We start from the raw sequence: 20650 nt of genomic DNA on the forward strand, positions 1-20650 counted from the left end.
GCTGCTGCGGCATGTGGGTGGGACGTCTACCATATCAGGCCACATCCGTTCGATGGGTCTTGTCTCTCGTGCCGGGCGTGCGGCGTTGACCTGTCATGCCCCGCTGTTCCTACCCAGGGATCTTGTCGCTCTGCTCGCCTTCCGCGTGCTCCACCGCCCAACTCGTTGCGGCCTCAATGGCTACCATGGACGTCGTCGGCAGAACGTTCAGGTAGCTGTCGGTATCCTTGACCTGGAGCGGCGGCCGCTGAGTCATCCGATAGAGCGCATAAAGCACGATCCCGCCGAAGGTCACCGCCAGCAAGAACCAAAACCCTTGAGGTCCGAAGAGCTGCATGGCCCAACCGGCGAGAAGCGGCCCTCCGATGGCGCCGATGCCAAAGACGAAGACCAGCCCCCCCGACGCTGCGGGCATGTCATCGGCTGGCAGGTCGTCATTCGCATAGGCCAGAAAGAGCGAATACAGCGGCGTCGTCACCCCACCGGCAAGGAAGGCCGCGATCAGAAGCAATTCCGACCGGCCTTCCGTGGTCAGGCCGAACACGCAGGCCGCCGCGCCGAGGGCGGCGGCCCCCAAGATGAGCTTGCGCCGGTCCATGATGTCCGACAGCCAGCCGATGGGGAACTGAAGGAACAGCGCGCCCGCAAAGAGCATGGCGACGAAGAGCGCGATCTGTGGTGTCGAGAGCCCGATCTGCGTGCCGAAGACAGCCCCCATCCCCGACTGGGTTGCGTAGATGCTGCCCAGCAGAAACGTTCCGACAGTGCTCAGAGGCGCGTGGCCAAAAAGTTCCCTGAGCGACATCGCGCGCGTGACCTTGACCGCGGGCGTGGGGGACACCGAGAGCAGGATTGGGCCGAAGGAGAGCGACACCAAGATCGAGGCAACGATGAACAGGCCGGAGGTCGCCGCATCGCCCAGGGTCAGAAGCCATTGCGCCCCGATCACGCCCAGGGTTTGGGCGAACATGTATGCCGAAAGCACCTTGCCGCGTGTGTCGTTGGTGGCAGCGTGGTTCAACCAGCTTTCCGCCGACACGTAGACCCCGGACATGCAAAATCCGATGATCAGGCGCAACAGCGTCCAGGCCCAGATCTCGGTCGCGAGCGGCAAGGCGATCAGGCCGGCCGACATGAAGCTGCCCAGTGCCGCAAAGACGCGAACGTGCCCGACGCGGCGGATCAGCACGGGGGTGACGCGGGCCCCAGAAAGAAAGCCGATGTAGTAGCCCGAGGTGATGACCGCGAGCGCGGCGGTCGAGAAGCCCTCGAGATCCCCGCGCAAGCCGATCAAAGTGAACTGCATGCCGTTGCCGAGCATGATGAGCAGGATGCCGAGGAGCAGCGCCCAGACGGTGCCGAGAACGGAAATCATGAGGCGTCTTTCTTATGTGAGCAGGTGCGCTGTCGATCCTTGCACCATATCCTGGCTCTGGCGAGGCGCATGCGCGTCATCAGTTGAAGGCTTTGCGACATCGGCTGAATTTGACACCCTTGCTTCCAATTTCCGACCTCATCTCCTTCCGGCGGCGCCCATGCAGGCGACGGTCTTCTGAGCCGGCCCCCCCAATTTCCGCGCGCCGCTCCCGTCCGGACCCGGAGTGACGATTTGAGACGGCGCTGATCCCAGGTGAGTGACCGCTTTCGAGAATTGCATCCTTGCCGGACGCGCAGCATCGCACCTCTCCACTTGACGCGACCGGCAAAACGTCGTGTCGACAGCTGGCTATGGTACGAGATGACGCGGGGTCTCGGGCATATCACCGAGCGCCATCACGCCGATCCCGAGTATCGCCGCGTAGTGCCTGAGCTCGATTGCCGGCCACCTCGGCGCCGCTGGCACCGCGGTGAACAGGGTCATATCGGTTAGGAGCCAGACGACACCCGCGGAAGGGCCGCCCGGCTGGAGCGCGTCAGGCTCTGGCGGGCTGGACGAGGTTGGCGAGCAGGCGGAAGGCGCCGGGTACCAGCTTGTCGAGCTGGTGATGCAGGACAAGCCCGGTGTGGGTGTGCCTTCCTTTGCCGATCCGGCCTGAAACGAGACTGCCGAGCAGCGGCGCCTCGCCCGCATCGTGCATCGAGAGCAGAGGTGCATAGCAGGGCGCCCAGTCGGCGGCGAAATAGAGGCCCCGCTCCTTGTCCCAGCCGGTCCAGTCGCGTTCCGTGATAAGGTTCGGTGTGGTCAGGAGCGGGTGCCGCGGCTCAAGCACGGTCACAGGGGCGCCGGCATCGGTGACGCGCCAGCGCAGCGAGGGGGTGCCGATCCGCATCGGCCGCGGCGGGGTGGTTTCTGAGTGCCAGCCTTGGTCCGGGCGCTGGTAGAGCGTGACCAGGTGTCCGCCGCGCTCGACGAACCGGTGGAGCCGCGGGATCGCGGCGCGCAGGTCGGCGCGGTTGCCAAAGGCGACGACACCGACCAGCACCGTCGTGAAGCCAGTGAAGTCTTCGTCGGGCGGGATCTCGTCCATGATGCGCACATCGGCTCCGAGCTCCTGCAGCCAGTGGCCGACGTTATCTCCGCTGCCGATGTAAGCGATTGTCGCTGCCTCGGGCAGCGCGAGGTCAAGGCTCAGCACGCGAAGCTGGGCCGCTTCGTACAACGCGAAGTCGCCGACATGCGGATAGCTGCCCCGGCTCTCGGTGAAAGCGGGCGCGCCGTCGATGCGCGGGGTGAAAGTCGCGAGCCCCGGCGTTTCGCTCAGCGGCGTGAGGGTGAGGTGACGGCCTGTCTGATCGACAGCCCAGCCCTCGACCGTGTCAAGGGTCACCGGCGCCTCGGAGGAGAGCGTCGCGGTGAGCGGCTCGGGCCTGCCAAGACGCCGGAGAAAGGCGGCCGGGCGCGCAGCAAGGATCTGCGCCGGGAGGATCACTGGCGGTTGCTCGAAATCACGAGCAAGCGAAACCTCGCGCCCACCGATCCGCGCTGCGATCTTGACGTGCGGACCATTGCCGCCGAGCGGATCGAAACCATCGGAGAACTGACTGGGCAGCGCCATGTCGCGGGGCAGGGCGACGGGGATCGTCGTGAGGCCGGGCTGAAGTGGCTGCGCTTCGTCGGCGCAGCCGGGAATGCGGGGCCGGGCGGAGACCTCTTCGGCAAGCGTCGGCGCGGGCTGATGGAGGGTCAGTGAAGCGCAGTCACCCGGAGCCAGACGGGTCGGCGCGAGGGCGCAGACCGGCGTGAGGGCGGCGGCCTCGAAAAGGGCGTGGGCAATCTCGCGGCGCTTGCGCGCAAGGCGGTGGCTATGGGCGGCGGCGAAATTGGGAGCGGCGCTTGCAGCGGCGGACTCGAGCGCCGCATCAGCTGTGGCGAGCGCGGCAATGATCGCGTCGCGACGCGGAAAGGCCGCCTGAGCGCTGGTGATCGCGGCGGCTGCGTCCCGCAGCGCCGCCGCGGCGGGGCCTGCGAGCGCGGCAAGCTCGGGCAGCGTGGCGGGGATGCCTTCGGCCAGCCTGCGCTCGGCAGGCCCATTGGTCAGGTGCAGCTCCCAGACCCGCTGCGGCGTGTCGGACCAGCCGCCCATCCCCTGCGAGGCATGTCGGCGGCGCGACCACTGCCCGATCTCTTGATAAGGAACGCCGCGCGCGGGATCGCAGGGCGTGGCCTCGACGCGGAGCGTCGCCGCGGGGGGCGGAAGGGTGTCGTCGTAGGTGCCCCCGCCGCCGCCCCAGGCAGGAAGATAGGCATGCGAAACCCGCCACGGAGCGAGAGGGCTGCCTCTCAGCGCGCCGGGGTCCGCGGCCAGCGCGACGGCGGCAAGCGCCGCGCGCGTCATCGCCCGGTGATGGCCGTGCTGCCCCGGGACGTCGAGGAAGGTCGGCAGGATCACGTCGGGCCTATAGCGGCGATAGGCCAATGCCAGCCGCTCGGTGATCAGCGCCTCGCCCCAACGGGCGAAAGTGTCGTCGCCATCCTTGGAGAAACCGAAATCATGTACCGGATCAGAAGGGCCGAAGCCGAGCCACGCCACGTCGCAGTCAAGCACTCGCGCGGCCTCCTCCATCTCGCGGCTGCGCAGCACGCCGAGCAGCGCGCCGCGTTCCGGTCCCAGCGCGTTCTGGCCGCCCTCGCCGCGCGTCGAGCAGGCGATCACCACGCGGTGCCCGAGCCCGTGCCGCAGCCATGCCATGAGCCCGCTGTGCTCGTCGTCGGGATGGGCGCCGGTGTTCATGACGGTCAGGCATCCGGAAAGCCGCGAGAGGGCGGTATCGAGTCGCATCAGCGCGGGCTGTGCCTCGCGCCGGGCGAGGCGGTCCTGGATCGTCATCTGTGTCTCCTGTCAGTCAGTCGTGGGCACGAGACCGTCCTCCGCCCGGTCGAGGCGGGGCGTGATCGCGTTGAAAAAGGGCAGGGCGGCGGCGCCGAGCGCGGCCGAAGCCTGCCCGGTCTGCCCGCGCTGGACCCGCGGCAGTGTGCGGTCGGCGCGGTTCGCGACGGTCGAGGGGATTGTCAGGCGCTCGACCAGGGCATCGAGCACAGCGCCCGGCAGCTTGCCCCCGATGATGACGGTCTGCGGATCAAAGATGTTCTCGACGATGCCAATCATTGCCGACAGGTGCTGAGCCGCTGTGGCAAGCCACTCGTCCAGCACCGGGTGCCCGTCGCGGTGATGTCGCCGCAGGTCGTCCAGCGTGGCGGGCTCTCCTGCGGCTTCCAGCATCTCGCGCAGCCGATGCAGCGAGGCGTAGCGCTCGAGGCAGCCCGACTGTCCGCATTGGCAGGGTCGCCCTCCGGGGGCGACGACGATGTGGCCGATTTCTCCTGCGTTGCCAAATGCCCCGCGCAGCGGCTGGTCGTCGATGATTGCGCCGAGGCCGATGCCCGCGCCGAAATAGACCTGGCAGAAATGCGAGACGTTCTGCCCCTTGCCAAACAGCAGCTCGCCAACGGCGGCGGCATTGGCATCGTTGTCGACGTAGACCGGAACGCCGCAGCGCTGCGCCAGATCCTGTGCCACCGCGACCTCGGTCCAGCCGTGTAGCGTCGTTGGCCCGACACCGGACAGGCCTTCGATCCCGAAGGGGCCGGGCATCACGACGCCGATCCCCATGAGCTTCCCGGGAAAGTCGGCACGCAGCCCAGCGACGCTGTCGGCCACCAGCGAAAGCACCGGGCCGGAGGCCATGTCGGGCAGCGGGATATGCGCCTCGTGGCGCAGGTTGCCGCCGATGTCGAGAACGGTGACGGTCAATTCGCCGACCGCGATCTCGAAGCCGAGGGTGATGGCGCCGTCGGGGTTCAGGGCGTACTGGATCGGCGGCAGTCCGCGTCCGCTGCGCAGCCGGCCGAGGTCGAGCAACAACCCTTCGGCCATCAGATCCTCGATGATATTGCCGACCGCCTGGGTCGAGATCTGCGCCAGATCTGCCATGGCCTTGCGGCCCATCGGGCCGTTGCGGCGGAGCAACTCCAGCACGACCCTGCGGTTGTGGCTGCGGTTGCGGCCGGGGTTCTTTCCCATGGCGACACTGACAGGGGTGCGAGCCCGCGGGACTCCCGTCTTGCTTGGAGGCGGCACTGTTTTGTCCTTCTTGTTGCCAGAGAGCGGAATTCTGCAGACCTCCGGCGTCGGAGAAACGCTGGCATGGCTCAAAAGATAACTCAAGTAACTTATTTTATTTGACAGGTCGGGGCGCGATGCGACAGCCTGCGGGTGGTCGGGCGGCTCAGCGTCACGGCTCACGGCGCGGCAGGCGGCTCCGGTCGAACTGGACAAGCGCGGACAAAGGGCGGCGACGCGCCGTCTCCAACGGAGGTAAACATGAAACCAGCACTGATGAAGGCCGGCCTTCTCGCCGGTGCCGCGGTCTTCGGCGCCCATGCGGCGGCGGCGGACGTCGAGATCGAATACTGGCAGTATATCTACGAGACCCGCGTGACGGCGATGGATCAGCTCATCGAGAAATTCGAGGCGCAGAACCCGGGCATCACGGTGAAGCAGGTGACCTTCCCCTACGCGGACTACCAGACCCGCGTGATCGCCGCGAACATGGCGCGCAAGGGGCCCGACGTGCTGCAACTCTTCTATGGCTGGACGGACAACTTCGTGAACGGCGGCGTGCTGCAGCCCCTGCCAAAGGATGCCTTTCCCGAAGAGATGATCGAATCCGAGTTCTTCCCGATCGTCGGCGCCATGAAGCGCGGCGACGACTACTACGGCTTGCCCACCGCGGTGCGCTCGCTGGCGCTTTTCTACAACAAGGCGCTGTTCGAGAAGGCCGGGATCGAGAAGCCGCCCGCGACGCTCGACGAGCTGGTCGATACCGCCGTGAAGTTGACGGAAACGGATGCGGGGGGCAACTTCACCACCGTCGGGATGACGGTCGAGATGGGCGGACAGGACCACCAGTGGTGGCGCGAAGTGCTCGTGCGCCAGTTCGGTGGTGAGCCCTATAACGACGATTACACCAAGGTCACCTACGACAGCGAGGCGGGCATCGCCGCGACCAAGTGGTACACCGACCTGGCGACCGAGCATAAGGTCGGCGCCACGGGCTTCATGGACGAGGGTCAAGCCGCGTTCCGGGCCGGGCGCGCCGGGATGACCATCGACGGAACCTTCCGCCTCGGCTCATTCTCCTCGATCGAAGATTTCGAATGGGGCGTTGCCGAGCTTCCGGCGAACGCCGAGGGGCTGCGCTCGAACTACGCCTCCTATTTTGCCAACGGCATCGGTGCCGGGGCCGAGGGAGAGGAGCTGGAAGCCGCGACGAAGTTCCTGACCTACCTGACGTCGCCCGAAGCGATGCAGCTCTGGCTCGAGGTGGTGGGCGAACTTCCCGCGCGCCCCGAAGCCGCGCTCACCGAGGAGAACCTCGCCGATCCGATATACGGTCCGTTCCTCGCGGGTCTCGAATACGCCCACACCACGACCTTCTTCGACGAGCAGGCGCAGCGACAGGTGACCATGGACATGGCCAACCGTGTGTTCCTGCAGGGGCAGTCGGTCGAGGAGTCGGTGGCCGAGGCCGCAACCGAAGAACAGGCGATCCTCGATCGCTTCCACTGAGGCAGGGGCAGCGGAGGGCGGAACGGACATGGCGTTCGACGACACCACACGGGCGGCCAGTGCGCCGCGCCTCAGCATGCGGACACGCCGCGCACTCTGGGTATGGGCCTTCCTGGCCCTTCCCGTCCTCTTTTATGCGGTCATCCGCTTCTACCCGACGCTCGACGCCTTCCGGCTGTCGTTTACCGACTGGAACCTGATGTCGCCGCCAAAGTTCATCGGGCTCAAGAACTACCGCGAGATGTTCGCCTCCCCGGACTTCTGGCAGGTCTTTCGCAACACCTTCGCCTATTTGGTCATCGGCACGCCGATCAGCCTCGTGCTGTCGTTCACCGTGGCCTATTTCCTCGACCGGATACGCTTTGGCCATGCCTTCCTGCGGGCGCTCTACTTCCTGCCCTACATCACCACCGCTTCGGCCATGGCCTGGGTCTGGCGCTGGTTCTACCAGCCCGCGCCGACCGGCGTGATCAACTCGGTGCTGGGCGCGCTCGGCATGGGGCAGATGGACTTCCTGCGCTCGACCACCTGGGCGCTGCCCTCGATCATGGTGACGGCGATCTGGGCCGGGCTTGGCTTCCAAGTCATCATCTTCATGGCCGGGCTGCGCTCGATCCCGCAGACCTACTACGAGGCGGCGCGTATCGACGGCGTCGGAGACTGGGCGATCCTGCGCAAGATCACCCTGCCGCTGCTGAAGCCGACGACGGTCTTTCTGGTGGTCTTTTCGTCGATCGGCTTCCTGCGCATCTTCGACCAGGTCTACAACATGACCACCAACGATCCGGGCGGGCCGCTGGGCACGACCAAGCCGCTGGTGCTGATGATCTACCAGACCGCCTTCAATTCCTACCAGATGGGCGCGGCCGCGGCGCAGACCGTGGTGCTCTTCACCATCCTGCTGCTGATCTCGCTGCTGCAACTCTGGATCCTGAGGAGCCGCTGATGGCCGTCGTGGAAACTTCCGCCGCCGAGGCCCGTGCCGGGCTGCCCATGTCGAAGATCCGGCCCGCGCGCATCCTGCTCTGGACGGTGCTGTTCATCGGCGGGATGCTGATGATCACGCCGATCCTGTTCATGTTCTCGACCTCTCTGAAGAGCGCCGGGCAGATCTATGACCTGCGCCTGATCCCCCAGGAGCCGAGCTTCGCCAACTACGTCGAGGTGCTCTCGGAGGGGAAATTCTTCCGCTGGCTCCTGAACTCCAGCCTCGTCGCGATCTGCGTCACCCTGTCGAACTGCTTCTTCGACAGCCTCGTCGGCTACACGCTCGCCAAGTTCCGCTTCCGCGGCCGTCAGTTCGTGTTCATCGCCATCCTCTCGACGCTGATGATCCCGACCGAGATGCTGGTGATCCCGTGGTACCTCATGGCCTCGAACCTCGGCTGGCTCGACACTTACTGGGGCATCATGTTCCCCGGCATGATGACCGCCTTCGGCACCTTTCTGATGAAGCAGTTCTTCGAGACCGTGCCCGACGATTTCATCGAGGCGGCGCGGATCGACGGGCTCAACGAGTTTACCATCTGGTGGCGCATCGCGATGCCGCTGGTCACCCCCGCGCTCTCGGCGCTCGCGATCTTCACCTTCCTCGGCAACTGGACCGCCTTCTTCTGGCCGCTGATCTCGATCACCTCGAGCGAGCTTTACACGCTTCCGGTGGGGCTCACCTCCTTCGCGGTGGAGCAGTCGATCCAGTGGGAGATGATCATGACCGGCGCGGCGCTGGCCACGATCCCGACGCTGATCGTCTTCCTGCTGCTGCAACGCTACATCGTCCGCGGCGTCATGCTGGCGGGCCTGAAAGGATGACCGGCATGACCGATCCTAGCCACGCCGACACCTCGGTGTTCCCCGACCCGGTCTACAAGGACACGGTGCTCGCTCCGCTCTTCGCCCATGCCAAGGACGATCACGCCGAGGGCTTCCGCCGCATCGACCGGGCGCATCTGGTCATGCTCGTGCGCACCGGCATCCTGCCGCGCGCCGTCGCCGCCGAGATCGCCCGGGCGCTCGTCGCCATCGATGCCGAGATCGACCCGGCCGAGCTCGTCTATACCGGCGAGGTCGAGGACTATTTCTTCCTGCGCGAGGCCGAGCTGAAGACACGCGTCGGCCCCGACACCGGCGGGCGGCTGCACACGGCGCGCTCGCGCAACGACATCGACCACACGCTGTTCAAGATGGCCCTGAAGGCGCGGATCGATGCGCTGCTGGCCGAGGCGAGGGCGCTGCTGGCCTCCCTGACCGAGACCGCCGCGCGCGAGGCCGAGACACTGATCGTCGCCTACACCCACGGCCAGCCGGCGCAACCCACCACCTTTGGCCACTACCTCGGCGCGGCCATCGAGGTTCTGATCCGCGACATGGCCCGGCTCGAGGCGGCGCGCGAGAGTTGCGATCTGTGCTCCATGGGGGCGGCGGCGATCACCACCTCGGGCTTCCCGCTCGACCGCGCGCTGGTGGCCGAACTGCTCGGCTTCGCTGCTCCGCAGCGCAACTCCTACTCCTGCATCGCGGCGGTGGACTACACCACGGCGACCTATTCCGCGGTCGAGCTGATCTTCCTGCACCTCGGGCGGCTGGTGCAGGACCTTCAGGTCTGGTCGAGCTTCGAGGTCGCGCAGATCCACGTGCCCAATGCCTTCGTGCAGATCTCGTCGATCATGCCGCAGAAGCGCAACCCGGTCCCCATCGAGCACATGCGCCACCTCGCGTCGCAGGCGGTGGGCAAGGCGCGGATGATGAAGGACATCATGCACAACACGCCCTTCACCGACATGAACGACAGCGAGGGCGAGAGCCAGTCCGCCGGCTACGGCGCCTTCGACACCGGCAGCCGGGTGCTGCGCCTGCTGGCGGCGCTGGTGCCGAGCCTGCGGGTCAACGAGGCCCGGGTCGCGGCCAACATCGACCGCGCCTGCATCACCATCACTGAGCTCGCCGACACGCTGGTCCGGCGCGAGGGGCTCTCGTTCCGGCTCGCGCACGAGATCGCCGCCGATACGGCGCGGGCGGTTGTGGCGGCAGAGACCAGCCTCGCGGCGGGCGGCTTCGCGCCCTTCGCCGCGGCCTTCGCCGCCCATGCCGGGCGTGCCTCCACCCTCGACGAGGCGAGCTTTCGTGAGATCGTCTCGCCCGAGTACTTCGTGTCGGTGCGCGACCGGTTCGGCGGGCCCGCGCCCGCGGCCATGGCCGAGGCCCTCGCCAGTTACCGCGAGGCGCTGGCCGGGTTCACCGCACGGGCCGAGGCACAGGCCGCGAAGGAAACCCGCGCCGCCGCCGCGCTCGAGGCGGCATTCAACGAACTGACGGAGGCGCGCTGATGGCCACCATCCAGCTGAGCAAGCTCACCAAGGCCTACGGGCGCACCCGGGTGATCCACGGCATCGACCTCGACATCCCCGACGGCGAGTTCGTGGTCTTTGTCGGCCCATCGGGCTGTGGCAAGTCCACCACCCTGCGGATGATCGCCGGGCTCGAGGAGGTCTCGGACGGCGACATTTCCATCGGCGGCCGCCGGGTCAACGAGGTGGACCCCAAGCAGCGCGACATCGCCATGGTGTTCCAGAACTACGCGATCTATCCGCACATGAGCGTGCGCCAGAATATCGCCTTTGGCCTCTACACCTCGAAGCTGTCCAAGGCGGCAAAGGCGCAGCGCGTCGAGGAGGCGGCGGCGACGCTCGGGTTGACGCCGCTGCTCGAGCGGCGGCCATCGGCGCTGTCGGGCGGGCAGCGCCAGCGCGTAGCCATCGGGCGCGCCATGGTGCGCGACCCCGCGGCCTTTCTTTTCGACGAGCCGCTTTCGAACCTCGACGCACAGCTCCGCGCGCAGATGCGCATCGAGATCAAGGCGCTGCACCAGCGGCTCGGCACGACCATCACCTATGTGACCCACGATCAGGTCGAGGCGATGACCATGGCCGACCGCATCGTGGTGATGCGTGACGGCCATATTCTGCAGGCCGCACCCCCTATGGAGATCTACGACAACCCGGTCGACATCTTCACCGCGCGCTTCATCGGCACCCCCTCGATGAACATTTTCCCGGCGCAGCAGTCGGGCGGCGTGGTGACGCTGGCGGAAGGGGAACCGGCGGTGATGGCGGGCGTCCGGCCGCAGGATCTCAAGGTCGGCGTGCCCAGCAGCTCATCCGCGATTGTCCTTGAGGGCACCGTGACGGTCACCGAACCGCTCGGGCACGAGACGCTGGTGCATTTCACCGCGCAGGGCCACGACTTTATCGCGAGCGCGCCGGGCCATTCCGGCGCCGCACCCGGACAGCGGATCCAGGCCGAGGCGGCGGCGGGCACGGTCCATCTGTTCGATCCAGCGACCGAGAAGGCGGTGGGCCGGGCGTGACGGGCTTCGATCTTTTCCTGACCTCCGCGCGCGACCTCCCGGCTGCCGGTCGCCGCGACCTCGCCGGTCTGCTGCGCGGCGCGGACGTGTCCAAGGGCGCGCTTGCCGGCACCGGCTGGGTGACGCCGCACGGCGCGCTCGATCCGCGGGCGTGCTGCCTGTTCGGAGCGGATGTTGGCGGCACCAAGGTACAGTCGGTGCTCACCGATCTCGAGGGCACGGTCCTCGCAGAGGCGCGCGATGCGACCCCGCAAGCGGGCGGCGATGCTGTTCTGGAGTTGATCTCGGACCATCTTGCCACGCTCTCTTGCGGCAGGACGGTCGGCGCGGCGGGTGTCGGCTTGCCGGGTGCGATCGATCCGGTGACGGGCGTGCTCGCGCGCGCACCCAACCTGCGCGGTCTCGAGGGACGGGCGATGCCGGCGCTCCTGTCCGACCGACTGGGGCTGCCGGTCGCGGTTGAGAACGACGTCAACCTGGCCGCCCTCGGCGAGAGCTGGCTTGGCCACGGGGCGCAGGGCTCTCGCGCTGCGGAAGCTGGGCTTGCCTTCATTGCGCTCGGAACCGGCATCGGCATGGGTCTCGCCTTCGGCGACCGGCTGCTGCGCGGCGTCGGCGGCGCCGCCGGCGAGATTGCCTGTCTGCCCATCGGTGGGGATCCTTACAGCCCGCGCGCCCGCAGCCTTGGCACGCTCGAAAGCGTGGTGGCGGGGCAGGTCCTCGTCGAGGACTACAGGGCGAGGGGCGGTGCCCGCGAGGGCAGCCTGCGGGATCTGAGCCGTGCTGGCGTCGCGGACCCGGTGCTTGACGCCACGCTCAACGTTCTCGCCGAAAGGCTCGCCCTGGCGGTCCTGTCGGTAGGCGCGGTGCTCGATCCGGCGCTTGTCGTTTTCGGCGGTGGCATCGGCTCGCGTCCGGAAATCGTGGCCCGGGTGGGCGAGGCGCTGGCCCGTCTCGGCGCGCCGGTGCCGGAGCTGCGGATCAGCCTGCTCGGCAATCGCGCCGGTGCGATCGGCGCGGTGCGCGCGGCACGGCTTGCGCTGGCCGATGCGCTGGAGCGGCCATGACCCAGCGCGCCCTTTACCGCCCGGCGCTGGTCGTACTGGAAAGCCCCGAGGCGGTGGCCGCCGAGGTCGCCCAGCGGATCCTGCGCTTTGTCGAGACACGGGCGCGCCCCGTTCTCGGTCTTGCGACCGGCCGTACGCCGCTCGCCGTTTACGCCCGTCTGGCGGCGGCGCACCGCGCCGGAACCAGCTTCGCGGCGGTCGAGAGCTTCAACCTCGATGAGTACTTCGGCCTTGGGCCGGCGCATCCCGGGGCCTTTGCGTGCTACATGCAGCGGCACTTCTTCGAGCAGGTAGACATGCTGGCCGGGCATGGTCACCTGCCCTCGGGGCTTGGCGATCCTGCCTTGGAGGCGCGCGCGTACGAGGCGACGATAGACGCGGCCGGAGGCATCGGCCTGCAACTGCTCGGGATAGGACGAAACGGGCATATCGGGTTCAACGAGCCGGGATCTGAGTTCGACAGCCGGACCCGGATTGTCACCCTCGACGAGAGCACCCGCAGGGCCAATGCCAAGGACTTTCCCGAAGGTACCGAAGTCCCGCGCGAGGCGATCACGATGGGCATCGGCACCATTCTCGAGGCCCAGAGGATCGTGCTGGTCGCGACCGGCGAGGCAAAAAGCGAGGCGCTGCACGCGGCCTTTCATCGCCCGCCCTCGCGCGGGTGCCCCGCCTCGGCCCTGCAGTTGCACCCCCGCGTCGAGCTCGTCTGCGACGTGGGTGCGGCACAAGGGCTTCGGCTCTAGGGGCGGTATCGCGACGGTTCAAGGCGACTGCGGGGGCTTACGGCGAATGGCACCGCCCGCAGATCGGCGCTCGAAGGCGAGCGCACCGCGCATTTTGCCATGTCCTGCCTGCACTCTTCCGTCTCTTACCGATAGCCCCATGGATCAGCCCTTCGTTTCGCAGCCGGAGCGAGTGGTGCCAGCTCGTGCCGCGAGCACGGCTTCAGGGGTGCGGAGAGCGGATCCCACTACGGAACGTCATTCACCCCGCGACTGATGATCCGTCGAAAAGGTCAAAGTGGTAAGACCTCTTTGGGAGTTGACTGTTTTCCAAGTTTCTCAAGAAAATAAACAATAACAATTATTTAAGCACAAGAATCGGCACGCTTTTCGGGCGGCAATACCCCGCCAAGCCAGCGCGCTCAAAAACTGGTTGGCAACCCGGTCGGCAAGAGGTTCACTTTGGTCAGCCAGGAGGAGGCGGCAGGGATGAGCGAGCTTGAGACAGCTCAATCGGAAAAGGGAACCGACCGGGTCATCGCGTATTTCAAGGACGCGCTGATGACCGGTGACCTGCGCGTCGGCGACCGGCTGAAGTCCGAGCGCGATCTCGCCCGGGAGCTGGAAGTCGGTCGCCCGCTGCTGCGCGAGGTGATCCGTTCGCTCGCCATGCTCGGCATGCTCGACGTACGACACGGCAGTGGCACCTACGTGCGGCAAGCCAATCTCGGGACGGTTTCGGATTTCTTCACGTTCTGCCTCGCTCAGCAACAGGACATGCTCGACGACGTGATGGAGGCGCGGATCGGCATCGAATGCCAGGCGATCCGGCTCGCCTGCACGCGGGCGAACGAGGTCGATCTCGCGCGGATCGGCCAGTGGTTCGGCTCGCTGATCGACACGCTGGACGATCCCGAGGCGGGCGGCCGCGCGGATTTCATGTTCCACCGTTCGATTGTGGCGGCGAGCCACAGCAGCTCGCTGATCACCCTTTACGGCGCCCTGTCCGAGTTGCTTCGACGCAGCCACGTGCAGCGGCGCAAGACGGTCTACCATGAGCGCTCCGTGGTCGGAGACCTTGTGGAAGCGCATCGGGAGGTCTTCCTCTCGATCGTCGCGAAGGACCCGGAGGCCGCGGACAAGCGGCTGCGGGAGCATTTCGCGATTGGCGACGAGTTGCGTCGCAGGAGCCTGATCGACAGCTACCGAAAAGGTCTCAAGAAAGCTTAGGACGACAAGCGAAGGGAGGAGAATATGTTCGCTTTTTCTGCTCGGCAGCTTCTGGCTGCCGCGACAATCGGCTTGTGCGCGCTGCCAGCTGCGGCCGCTGAACTGCGCTACGCCCACGTGGGCGCGGAGGGGGATTTCCAGACCCGTTTCGCCGCCGAAGCCGCCACCGCGATCGAGGAGGAGACCGGTGGCGAGGTGACGGTGCAGGTGTTCCCCGCCAGCCAGCTCGGCAATGTCGCCGAGATGGTTGACGGGGTGCGCATGGGCACCATCCAGATGGGCCACCACGACTTCGCCTCACTGGCCCGCATCGTGCCCGAGGTCGCCGTGTTCAACGCGCCCTTCGTCTACGAGAACGCCGAGCACGCCATGCGTGCCACCGACCCGGCCAAGTCGGAGGCACTGCAGGAGATCAACGCGCGGCTTGTCGAGGAGGGCGGCGTGCGCATCATCGGGCGCATCTACCGCGGCGCGCGCCACATCTCGTCCAACTTCGAGATCAAGTCGCCGGACGACATGGCGGGCAAGCCCTTCCGGGCGGTGCCGCTCGATCTGTGGGTGTCGATGGTCAAGGGCTTCGGCGCGACCCCGACGCCGGTCGAAGTGTCTGAACTGCCCACCGCGCTGATGACCGGCATGGTCGTCGGCCAGGAGAACCCGCTGACCATGATTGCGGCCAACAAGCTCTACGAAGTGCAGAGCCACGTCGCGATGACGGGGCATATGCAGTCTGTGCTCGCGGTCTTCGTCAACGAGAAAGCCTGGCAGGGGCTGTCCGAGGAGAACCGCGCCGCGATCACCAAGGTGCTCGACGGCAAGGCGATGGAGTCGCTGCAATGGGCGCAGGACTCCGAGCAGGCGCTGGTCGAGGAGCTGAAGGGAAGTGGCATGACCTTCACCACCGCGGAAACCGGACTCGATCTCGCCGCTTTCCGCGAGAAGGTTCTGGCGCAGATCAACCAGGATTTCCCGGACTTCGAGCCTTACATCCAGCAGATCATGTCGATGAAGTGAACCGCGGCGGCGTGGGCGTCCTGCGCGCCCATGCCGCGCTTTCCTGACCTCAATACCCGGAGTTCCCCGGTTCATGACACAGCTACTCCGCTTTCTCTGCGTGGCCATGCTCGCGGCGCTGATCGCGCTGCCCTTTCTGCAGGTGATCATGCGCGACATCTTCGGCTCCGCCATCGTGGGAGCCGAGGAGCTGACGCGCTTCCTGCTCATCTGTACCGTCTTCGTTGCCTACCCGCTGGTGGTCCGCTCCGAGGAGAACATCGTCATGGGCGAGCTGCGCGCGGCTCTGCCCGAGCCGGTACAGCGCTGGCTCGGGCTGGCGATCACGCTGCTGTCCTTCGCAGCCTGTGCGCTGATTGCGGTGGTGACCGCGCTCAACATCTCGGACAACCTCAAGAATGCCACGCCGACGCTCGGGATCCCGTTCTGGATCTTCCTCGGCGCCTGTTTCGTCGGCTTTGCCGGGGCGGCGATCTTTCACGCGCTGCAGCTGCGCACGCGCAAGACGGCGAAGTCGGTGAGCCTCTGACATGGGCCTGATCCTCATCGTCCTGTTTCTGGCGCTCTTCGTGCTCGGCTTCCCGGTCGTCTACTCGATCCTGCTGCCGGCGATCTTCTACGTCGTCATCGAGGGGCTGCCGCTCGGCCTGTTGACGCAGCGCGTGACTTACGCGCTCGACAGTTTTCCGCTGGTCGCTGTGCCGCTTTTCATCTTCGTCGGCAACCTGATGAACCTTGCCGGGGTGACCGACCGCATCTTTCGCTTCGCCGACACGCTGGTGGGCCGCATCCCGGGCGGGCTGGCGCAGGTCAACATCTTCTCGAGCCTGATCTTTTCGGGTATGTCGGGCGCCGCGCTCGCCGATGTCGGGGGGCTCGGCAAGATCGAGATCGAGGCGATGAAGCGCCGCGGTTTCGACGCTCCCTTCGCCGCGGCGGTTACCGCGAGTTCGGCCGTGGTCGGGCCGATCTTCCCGCCAAGCATCCCGCTCATCGTCTACGGCTCGGTCACCAGCGTGTCGATCATCCAACTGCTGATCGCCGGCATCGTGCCCGCGCTGATTTGCATCCTGCTGCTGATGGTCACCGCTGCCATCCTCGCCATCCGCAAGGACATGCCGCGCGCCGAGCGATGGGCGAGCCCGCGAGAAGTGGGCGAAAGCCTGCTGCCGGCGCTTCCGGCGCTGCTGGCCCCGGTGCTGATGATCTCGGGCATGCTGCTGGGGCTTTTCACCCCGACCGAGGCGGCCGCGGTAACGGCGGTCTACGTGATCCTCATCAGCTGGCTGGTCTACCGAGAACTGACGCTCGACCACCTGTGGTCCGCCATGCTGACCACGCTGCGCAACACCAGCGCGATCCTGATCATCGTCGCAGCGGCCTCGCTCTTCGGCTGGATCCTCGCGGTCGAGCAGATCCCTCAGGATTTCTCCAAGCTGATCCTGGCAATCTCGAGCGATCCCTTCGTGCTCTTGCTGATTGCCAACCTGATCTTCTTCATCGCCGGCATGTTCCTCGATTCCACCACCGCGACGCTGCTGGTGGTCCCGGTGATCGCGCCGCCGATGGTTATGGCGGGGATCGATCCGGTGCACCTTGGCATCGTGGTGATCTTCAACCTGATGTTGGGCCTGCTGACCCCGCCGATGGGTCTGTCGCTGTTCCTCGTGTCATCGATTGCCAAGATCACGCTACGCCAGTTGCTGAAGGCGCTGCTGCCCTTCTACGCGCCGTTGCTGCTGACGCTTGCGATCATCACTTTTGCCGACGGGCTCGTGCTGGCCCTGCCGAAACTGCTTCGCTAACCCCCACCTCGAAAGGTTCTTGCAATGCGTCTTGTCCTTGGCTCCGATCATGCGGGCTTCCCGCTCAAGGCAACCGTCCTCGATCACCTCCAGCGCCTCGGCCACGAGGTCAGGGACGTCGGCTCCTACGACGACAAGCCGGTCGATTTTCCGGAGATCGCTCAGGCGGTGACGCGGGCGGTCAACGACGGCTCGGCCGAGCGGGGGCTGCTGGTCTGCGGCACAGGTGTCGGTGCCTCGATTGCCGCCAACAAGGTCAAGGGCATCCGCGCCGCGGTCGGCCACGATGTCCATTCGGCGCATCAATGCGTCGAGCACGACGATGTGAACGTGCTCTGCATTGGTGCGCAGATCGTCGGACCTTGGCTGGCGCTCGACCTCATCGACGCATTCCTGGGGGCCGAATTCTCCACCGACGAGGACTTCCGCCGCCGGGTGGCGATGTTGCACGACATGGACAACGATCGCTAAGCGCGGGCGCGCGGTCTTGTGGACATCACGCCAGATGAGCGCGCTGACCCGCATGTGGTCTCGCCGCTTTCTTGAGGGTCGGCGTCAGCCCAGCTGACGCAACCCTCGAACGAAGACTGCCGGGGGCGAGGCCCCCGGCCCAGTCAGCTCGTTCCGCGAATGTGGGCTCTAGAGGTCGAGCTCGACCTTGCCACGCGGATTCGAGCAGCAGGCGAGGAAATAGCCCTCTTCGATTTCGTCTTCGGTGATGCCACCATTGTGGACCATATAGACGTCGCCCGAGATCTTCTTTGTCTTGCAGGTGCCGCAAACGCCGAAAGTGCAGCCTGTAGGGATGGCGATCCCGGCCTGGCGGGCAACGGCAAGGACCGTCTCCGTTTCCGCGCAGGATTGCTTCAGCCCGGAGCGACCGAAGGTGACCTCCGCCATGATATCCTCGTCCGGCATATCGTCATCGGGCACGGGTGCTTCGACGTGCTGCGGTCCGGGAATGGAGGGCGCGTGGAAGCTCTCTTGATGGTAGTGGTCCATATCGAAGCCGAGCCCCGCAAGTGCCTCGCGCACCGACTGCATGAAGCTCTCCGGGCCGCAGCAGAAGACTTCGCGCTCCAGGTAGTCGGGCGCCATCAGGCCGAGCATGAGCTGGTTGAGACGCCCCTGATACCCGGTCCAGGGCTGGTAGCGGTCCGGCGCGCTGACCACCCATTTCAGATCGAGTCCGGCGATGCGGGTCGCCATGTGCTCGAGGCGGCGCTTGAAGATGATCTCCGAAGGTCGCCGCGCGCAGTTCACGAAGACGATGTCGCAATGGCTGCCAAGGTCGTAGATCTCGGTCGTCATCGACATCATCGGCGTGATGCCCGTCCCGGCCGAAATGAAGAGGTACTTCTTGGCCGGGTGGCCGACCGCGGTGAAATGGCCGGAGGGACCATTTGCCTTGACCTTCATGCCGGGCCGAAGCGCGTCGATGATCCATCGCACCCCGATGGAATCCGGCTGCGCCTTGATCGTCAGCGTGAGCGACTTCGGGCGCGACGGCGAGGAGGAGATCGTGAATGTGCGGTAGAGCGGGCCGCCGGGCACCGGCAACTCCAGCGTCAGGAACTGGCCGGCGTCGAACTGGAAGGGCCGACCAGAGGGGGCCTGAAAGCAGACGGTGACGACATCCGCCGCTTCGGGCAGGATCGACACGCACTCAAGCGGTTCTTCGTCGGTCCAATGGGCAATGGGGGAGGGGCTTGCAGTTACCATATCACGTCACTCCGCGGCCTGGGCGATGGGGGCATAAGCGCTGCGCATCCAGTCAAGGTTCCAGCTAACGAATTGCAGCACGCCGTCTTCATGGGTGGCCGAATGAGGGCCTGGCTCGTAGGCGGGCGAATTGATGCCCTGCTGGTTGTCTTCGACGACGCGGCGGTCCTCGTCGTTGGAGTGCTCCCAGACCCGGGTCAGGGTGTCGAGGTCGTAGTCCACCCCCTCGACCGCGACCTTGTGGACGAGCCAGGTGGTCTGCACCTCGGTTTCCTGCGCGCCGACCGGGGTCACGCGGAAGGTGATCGAGTGATCGGTCAGCAAGTGGTTCCAGGTGGTCGACTGGAACAGCAGGAGCGCACCGGCATCGAGCACGGGAACATGGCCGAGAGGTTTTTGCACCGCGATCTTGCCGTTCACCGTGTAGCTCTGCGTGCCTTCGAGCAGCGGCATGTGGGCCGGAAAGGCACAGAGCCAGTCGCGGTAGAAGATCGCCTGCAGGTCCGCATCGAAGACCTCGGGGGCGCCGTAAAACGGCTGCCGGAGACCATGGCCGCGGCGCTGCTGATGGAGCAGATCGGAAAGCCGGGCGGTCGGGCTGGCCATCTTGGGTGTCCTCTCGCGGAAAGTGATCTTCGCGTCACAAAGCCATTACGTCGGCGAGCTGACAATTGGCAAAAAACTCAACTGAGATTAGCCTAGCTAAATTGAGCGTCGCGATGATCCAACAGCGACTCCTGCAAGACAAAAGCGACCTGACGATATGCAAAAGCCCTATGATCTACCGTCTTTAGGCGATTTGGCCTGTTTTGAATCGGCGGCCCGGAACCTGAGCTTCAAGCAGGCCTCTGCCGAGATGAACGTTACTCCCGCTGCGGTCAGCCACCGGATCAAGGCGCTCGAGCAGGACCTGGGACAGGCCCTGTTCACGCGCCAGTACCGCGGGGTGGAGCTGACCGAGGCGGGCGCCTTGCTGTTCGTGTCGCTGCAACGCGGGTTCGAGGGGATCTCCGACAGCGTCGCACGCATCCGCAACCGCCGGGATCGCACCGCGGTTTCGATCGCGGCGACAACCGCGATGAGTGGCCTGTGGCTGACGCCGCGGCTGGCGGCCTTCTGGAAAGCGCATCCGGGCGTCGCGATCTCGCAGGTCATCGCGGACAGCGGGCGGGTGAGTGGCGTGGACCTGAGCATTCACTACGGTGACCCGGCGCGCGAGGACGACGAGACCCGACTGCTGTTCCGGGACCGGATCCTCGCCCTCGGCAGCGCGCAATTCGCCGAGATGCACGAGATCGCGCAGGTCGCGGACCTGGCCGAGGTGCCGTTGATCCGCATTCATTCAGGGGCGAACGCATGGACCGGCTGGCACGAATGGTTCGCCTCGCTCGGTCTGCCCGCGCCGACTGGCCCTGAGTTCGCGCTGAACAACTACCTTATCGGGCTCAAGGCGGCCGAGGATGGCATTGGCGCGGTGCTGGGGTGGGAAGGACTGCTGCAGGGATATCTCGAAAGCCATCGCCTCGTGCAGCTGGTGCCCGAGGCGATGGACTCGCCCTATCCCTTCTACCTGCGCATCCATGCGGGAGCCTCGGCGAACGCACAGCTCTTTGCCGATTGGCTCGCGGAGCAGGAGGCCGGGGCGGCCTTCGCGTGAGGCTCAAGAGCAAACCCGAAAAGCCGAAGCGCCGGCGAGGGTGATCCGCCGGCG

At 66.2% G+C, this 20650-nt stretch carries 17 protein-coding genes and 1 pseudogene; 13 read left to right on the forward strand and 5 right to left on the reverse strand.

The annotated features are described in order from the left end of the window. Positions 1 to 109: 109 nt before the first annotated feature. The 3 genes from G0D83_RS17545 to G0D83_RS17555 all read right to left on the reverse strand — a co-directional run bounded on the left by G0D83_RS17545 (position 110) and on the right by G0D83_RS17555 (position 5462). The gene (locus tag G0D83_RS17545) at positions 110 to 1375 is read right to left on the reverse strand and encodes an MFS transporter (RefSeq protein ID WP_164196087.1); all 1266 of its coding nucleotides are present in this window, start codon (positions 1373 to 1375) and stop codon (positions 110 to 112) included. A gap of 538 nt (positions 1376 to 1913) precedes the next feature. Next, positions 1914 to 4268: a PIG-L family deacetylase gene (locus G0D83_RS17550; RefSeq protein WP_164196089.1), complete on the reverse strand. Its 2355-nt coding sequence runs from the start codon at positions 4266 to 4268 to the stop codon at positions 1914 to 1916. Positions 4269 to 4280: 12 nt separating this feature from the next. Further along, a complete protein-coding gene (locus G0D83_RS17555) occupies positions 4281 to 5462 on the reverse strand; it encodes an ROK family protein (protein WP_203595000.1) in 1182 nt (393 codons plus the stop codon). Between the two features lie 300 nt (positions 5463 to 5762). Here G0D83_RS17555 and G0D83_RS17560 point away from each other — a divergent pair, with 300 nt between their 5' ends. The 12 genes from G0D83_RS17560 (at position 5763) to rpiB (ending at position 17688) form a co-directional block, all read left to right on the forward strand. Beyond that, positions 5763 to 7010 (forward strand): extracellular solute-binding protein, encoded by a 1248-nt coding sequence (locus tag G0D83_RS17560; protein ID WP_164196093.1) that lies wholly within the window; start codon positions 5763 to 5765, stop codon positions 7008 to 7010. A 28-nt stretch (positions 7011 to 7038) separates the two neighbouring features. Continuing rightward, positions 7039 to 7956, forward strand: a complete 918-nt coding sequence (locus tag G0D83_RS17565; protein WP_164196095.1) for a carbohydrate ABC transporter permease — start codon at positions 7039 to 7041, stop codon at positions 7954 to 7956. Beyond that, the gene (locus tag G0D83_RS17570; RefSeq protein ID WP_164196097.1) at positions 7956 to 8822 is read left to right on the forward strand and encodes a carbohydrate ABC transporter permease; all 867 of its coding nucleotides are present in this window, start codon (positions 7956 to 7958) and stop codon (positions 8820 to 8822) included. Before G0D83_RS17565 ends, G0D83_RS17570 begins: the two co-directional genes overlap by 1 nt. A 5-nt stretch (positions 8823 to 8827) precedes the next feature. Next, on the forward strand, positions 8828 to 10336 hold the full coding sequence (gene argH, locus G0D83_RS17575) for an argininosuccinate lyase (protein WP_370457259.1): 1509 nt from the start codon (positions 8828 to 8830) through the stop codon (positions 10334 to 10336). Next, positions 10336 to 11376 carry an ABC transporter ATP-binding protein gene (locus tag G0D83_RS17580; protein ID WP_164196101.1) on the forward strand — a complete coding sequence of 347 codons (1041 nt, stop codon included), beginning with the start codon at positions 10336 to 10338 and terminating at the stop codon, positions 11374 to 11376. The genes argH and G0D83_RS17580 overlap by 1 nt, the downstream gene beginning before the upstream one ends. Then, a complete protein-coding gene (locus G0D83_RS17585; protein ID WP_164196103.1) occupies positions 11373 to 12443 on the forward strand; it encodes an ROK family protein in 1071 nt (356 codons plus the stop codon). The genes G0D83_RS17580 and G0D83_RS17585 overlap by 4 nt, the downstream gene beginning before the upstream one ends. Beyond that, a complete protein-coding gene (locus tag G0D83_RS17590) occupies positions 12440 to 13189 on the forward strand; it encodes a glucosamine-6-phosphate deaminase (RefSeq protein ID WP_164196105.1) in 750 nt (249 codons plus the stop codon). The genes G0D83_RS17585 and G0D83_RS17590 overlap by 4 nt, the downstream gene beginning before the upstream one ends. Before the next feature lie 468 nt (positions 13190 to 13657). Further along, positions 13658 to 14398 (forward strand): FadR/GntR family transcriptional regulator, encoded by a 741-nt coding sequence (locus G0D83_RS17595; protein WP_164196107.1) that lies wholly within the window; start codon positions 13658 to 13660, stop codon positions 14396 to 14398. Between the two features lie 24 nt (positions 14399 to 14422). Beyond that, entirely contained in the window at positions 14423 to 15412 is a 990-nt protein-coding gene (locus G0D83_RS17600) for a TRAP transporter substrate-binding protein (protein ID WP_164196109.1), read from the forward strand. Between the two features lie 73 nt (positions 15413 to 15485). Further along, positions 15486 to 15941: a TRAP transporter small permease gene (locus tag G0D83_RS17605; protein ID WP_164196111.1), complete on the forward strand. Its 456-nt coding sequence runs from the start codon at positions 15486 to 15488 to the stop codon at positions 15939 to 15941. Position 15942: 1 nt separating this feature from the next. Further along, positions 15943 to 17217 carry a TRAP transporter large permease gene (locus G0D83_RS17610; protein ID WP_164196112.1) on the forward strand — a complete coding sequence of 425 codons (1275 nt, stop codon included), beginning with the start codon at positions 15943 to 15945 and terminating at the stop codon, positions 17215 to 17217. Between the two features lie 24 nt (positions 17218 to 17241). Then, positions 17242 to 17688 (forward strand): ribose 5-phosphate isomerase B, encoded by a 447-nt coding sequence (gene rpiB, locus G0D83_RS17615; protein WP_164196113.1) that lies wholly within the window; start codon positions 17242 to 17244, stop codon positions 17686 to 17688. 168 nt (positions 17689 to 17856) lie between these two features. Here rpiB and G0D83_RS17620 read toward each other — a convergent pair whose 3' ends face one another. Both G0D83_RS17620 and G0D83_RS17625 read right to left on the reverse strand, forming a co-directional pair. After that, positions 17857 to 18939: a hybrid-cluster NAD(P)-dependent oxidoreductase gene (locus G0D83_RS17620; protein WP_164196114.1), complete on the reverse strand. Its 1083-nt coding sequence runs from the start codon at positions 18937 to 18939 to the stop codon at positions 17857 to 17859. A 6-nt stretch (positions 18940 to 18945) separates the two neighbouring features. Beyond that, positions 18946 to 19398, reverse strand: a pseudogene (locus G0D83_RS17625) (SRPBCC family protein); the annotation flags it as partial. Between the two features lie 304 nt (positions 19399 to 19702). Between G0D83_RS17625 and G0D83_RS17630 the strand changes: the two are divergent. Continuing rightward, on the forward strand, positions 19703 to 20596 hold the full coding sequence (locus G0D83_RS17630; protein WP_164196116.1) for a LysR substrate-binding domain-containing protein: 894 nt from the start codon (positions 19703 to 19705) through the stop codon (positions 20594 to 20596). Positions 20597 to 20650: the final 54 nt, after the last annotated feature.

Origin of the sequence: Salipiger sp. PrR003 (genome assembly GCF_010500785.1) — a bacterium.
Lineage (GTDB): Bacteria > Pseudomonadota > Alphaproteobacteria > Rhodobacterales > Rhodobacteraceae > Salipiger > Salipiger pacificus_A.

Bases quoted from the DNA above. Each gene is read 5' to 3' on its own strand.
- G0D83_RS17550 (WP_164196089.1), bottom strand. From the start codon at position 4,268: ATGACGATCCAGGACCGCCTCGCCCGGCGCGAGGCACAGCCCGCGCTG.
- G0D83_RS17570 (WP_164196097.1), top strand. From the start codon at position 7,956: ATGGCCGTCGTGGAAACTTCCGCCGCCGAGGCCCGTGCCGGGCTGCCC.
- rpiB (WP_164196113.1), top strand. From the start codon at position 17,242: ATGCGTCTTGTCCTTGGCTCCGATCATGCGGGCTTCCCGCTCAAGGCA.
- G0D83_RS17600 (WP_164196109.1), top strand. From the start codon at position 14,423: ATGTTCGCTTTTTCTGCTCGGCAGCTTCTGGCTGCCGCGACAATCGGC.
- G0D83_RS17590 (WP_164196105.1), top strand. From the start codon at position 12,440: ATGACCCAGCGCGCCCTTTACCGCCCGGCGCTGGTCGTACTGGAAAGC.
- G0D83_RS17620 (WP_164196114.1), bottom strand. From the start codon at position 18,939: ATGGTAACTGCAAGCCCCTCCCCCATTGCCCATTGGACCGACGAAGAA.
- G0D83_RS17565 (WP_164196095.1), top strand. From the start codon at position 7,039: ATGGCGTTCGACGACACCACACGGGCGGCCAGTGCGCCGCGCCTCAGC.
- G0D83_RS17605 (WP_164196111.1), top strand. From the start codon at position 15,486: ATGACACAGCTACTCCGCTTTCTCTGCGTGGCCATGCTCGCGGCGCTG.
- G0D83_RS17630 (WP_164196116.1), top strand. From the start codon at position 19,703: ATGCAAAAGCCCTATGATCTACCGTCTTTAGGCGATTTGGCCTGTTTT.
- G0D83_RS17610 (WP_164196112.1), top strand. From the start codon at position 15,943: ATGGGCCTGATCCTCATCGTCCTGTTTCTGGCGCTCTTCGTGCTCGGC.
- G0D83_RS17555 (WP_203595000.1), bottom strand. From the start codon at position 5,462: ATGGGAAAGAACCCCGGCCGCAACCGCAGCCACAACCGCAGGGTCGTG.
- G0D83_RS17545 (WP_164196087.1), bottom strand. From the start codon at position 1,375: ATGATTTCCGTTCTCGGCACCGTCTGGGCGCTGCTCCTCGGCATCCTG.
- G0D83_RS17560 (WP_164196093.1), top strand. From the start codon at position 5,763: ATGAAACCAGCACTGATGAAGGCCGGCCTTCTCGCCGGTGCCGCGGTC.
- argH (WP_370457259.1), top strand. From the start codon at position 8,828: ATGACCGATCCTAGCCACGCCGACACCTCGGTGTTCCCCGACCCGGTC.
- G0D83_RS17580 (WP_164196101.1), top strand. From the start codon at position 10,336: ATGGCCACCATCCAGCTGAGCAAGCTCACCAAGGCCTACGGGCGCACC.
- G0D83_RS17595 (WP_164196107.1), top strand. From the start codon at position 13,658: ATGAGCGAGCTTGAGACAGCTCAATCGGAAAAGGGAACCGACCGGGTC.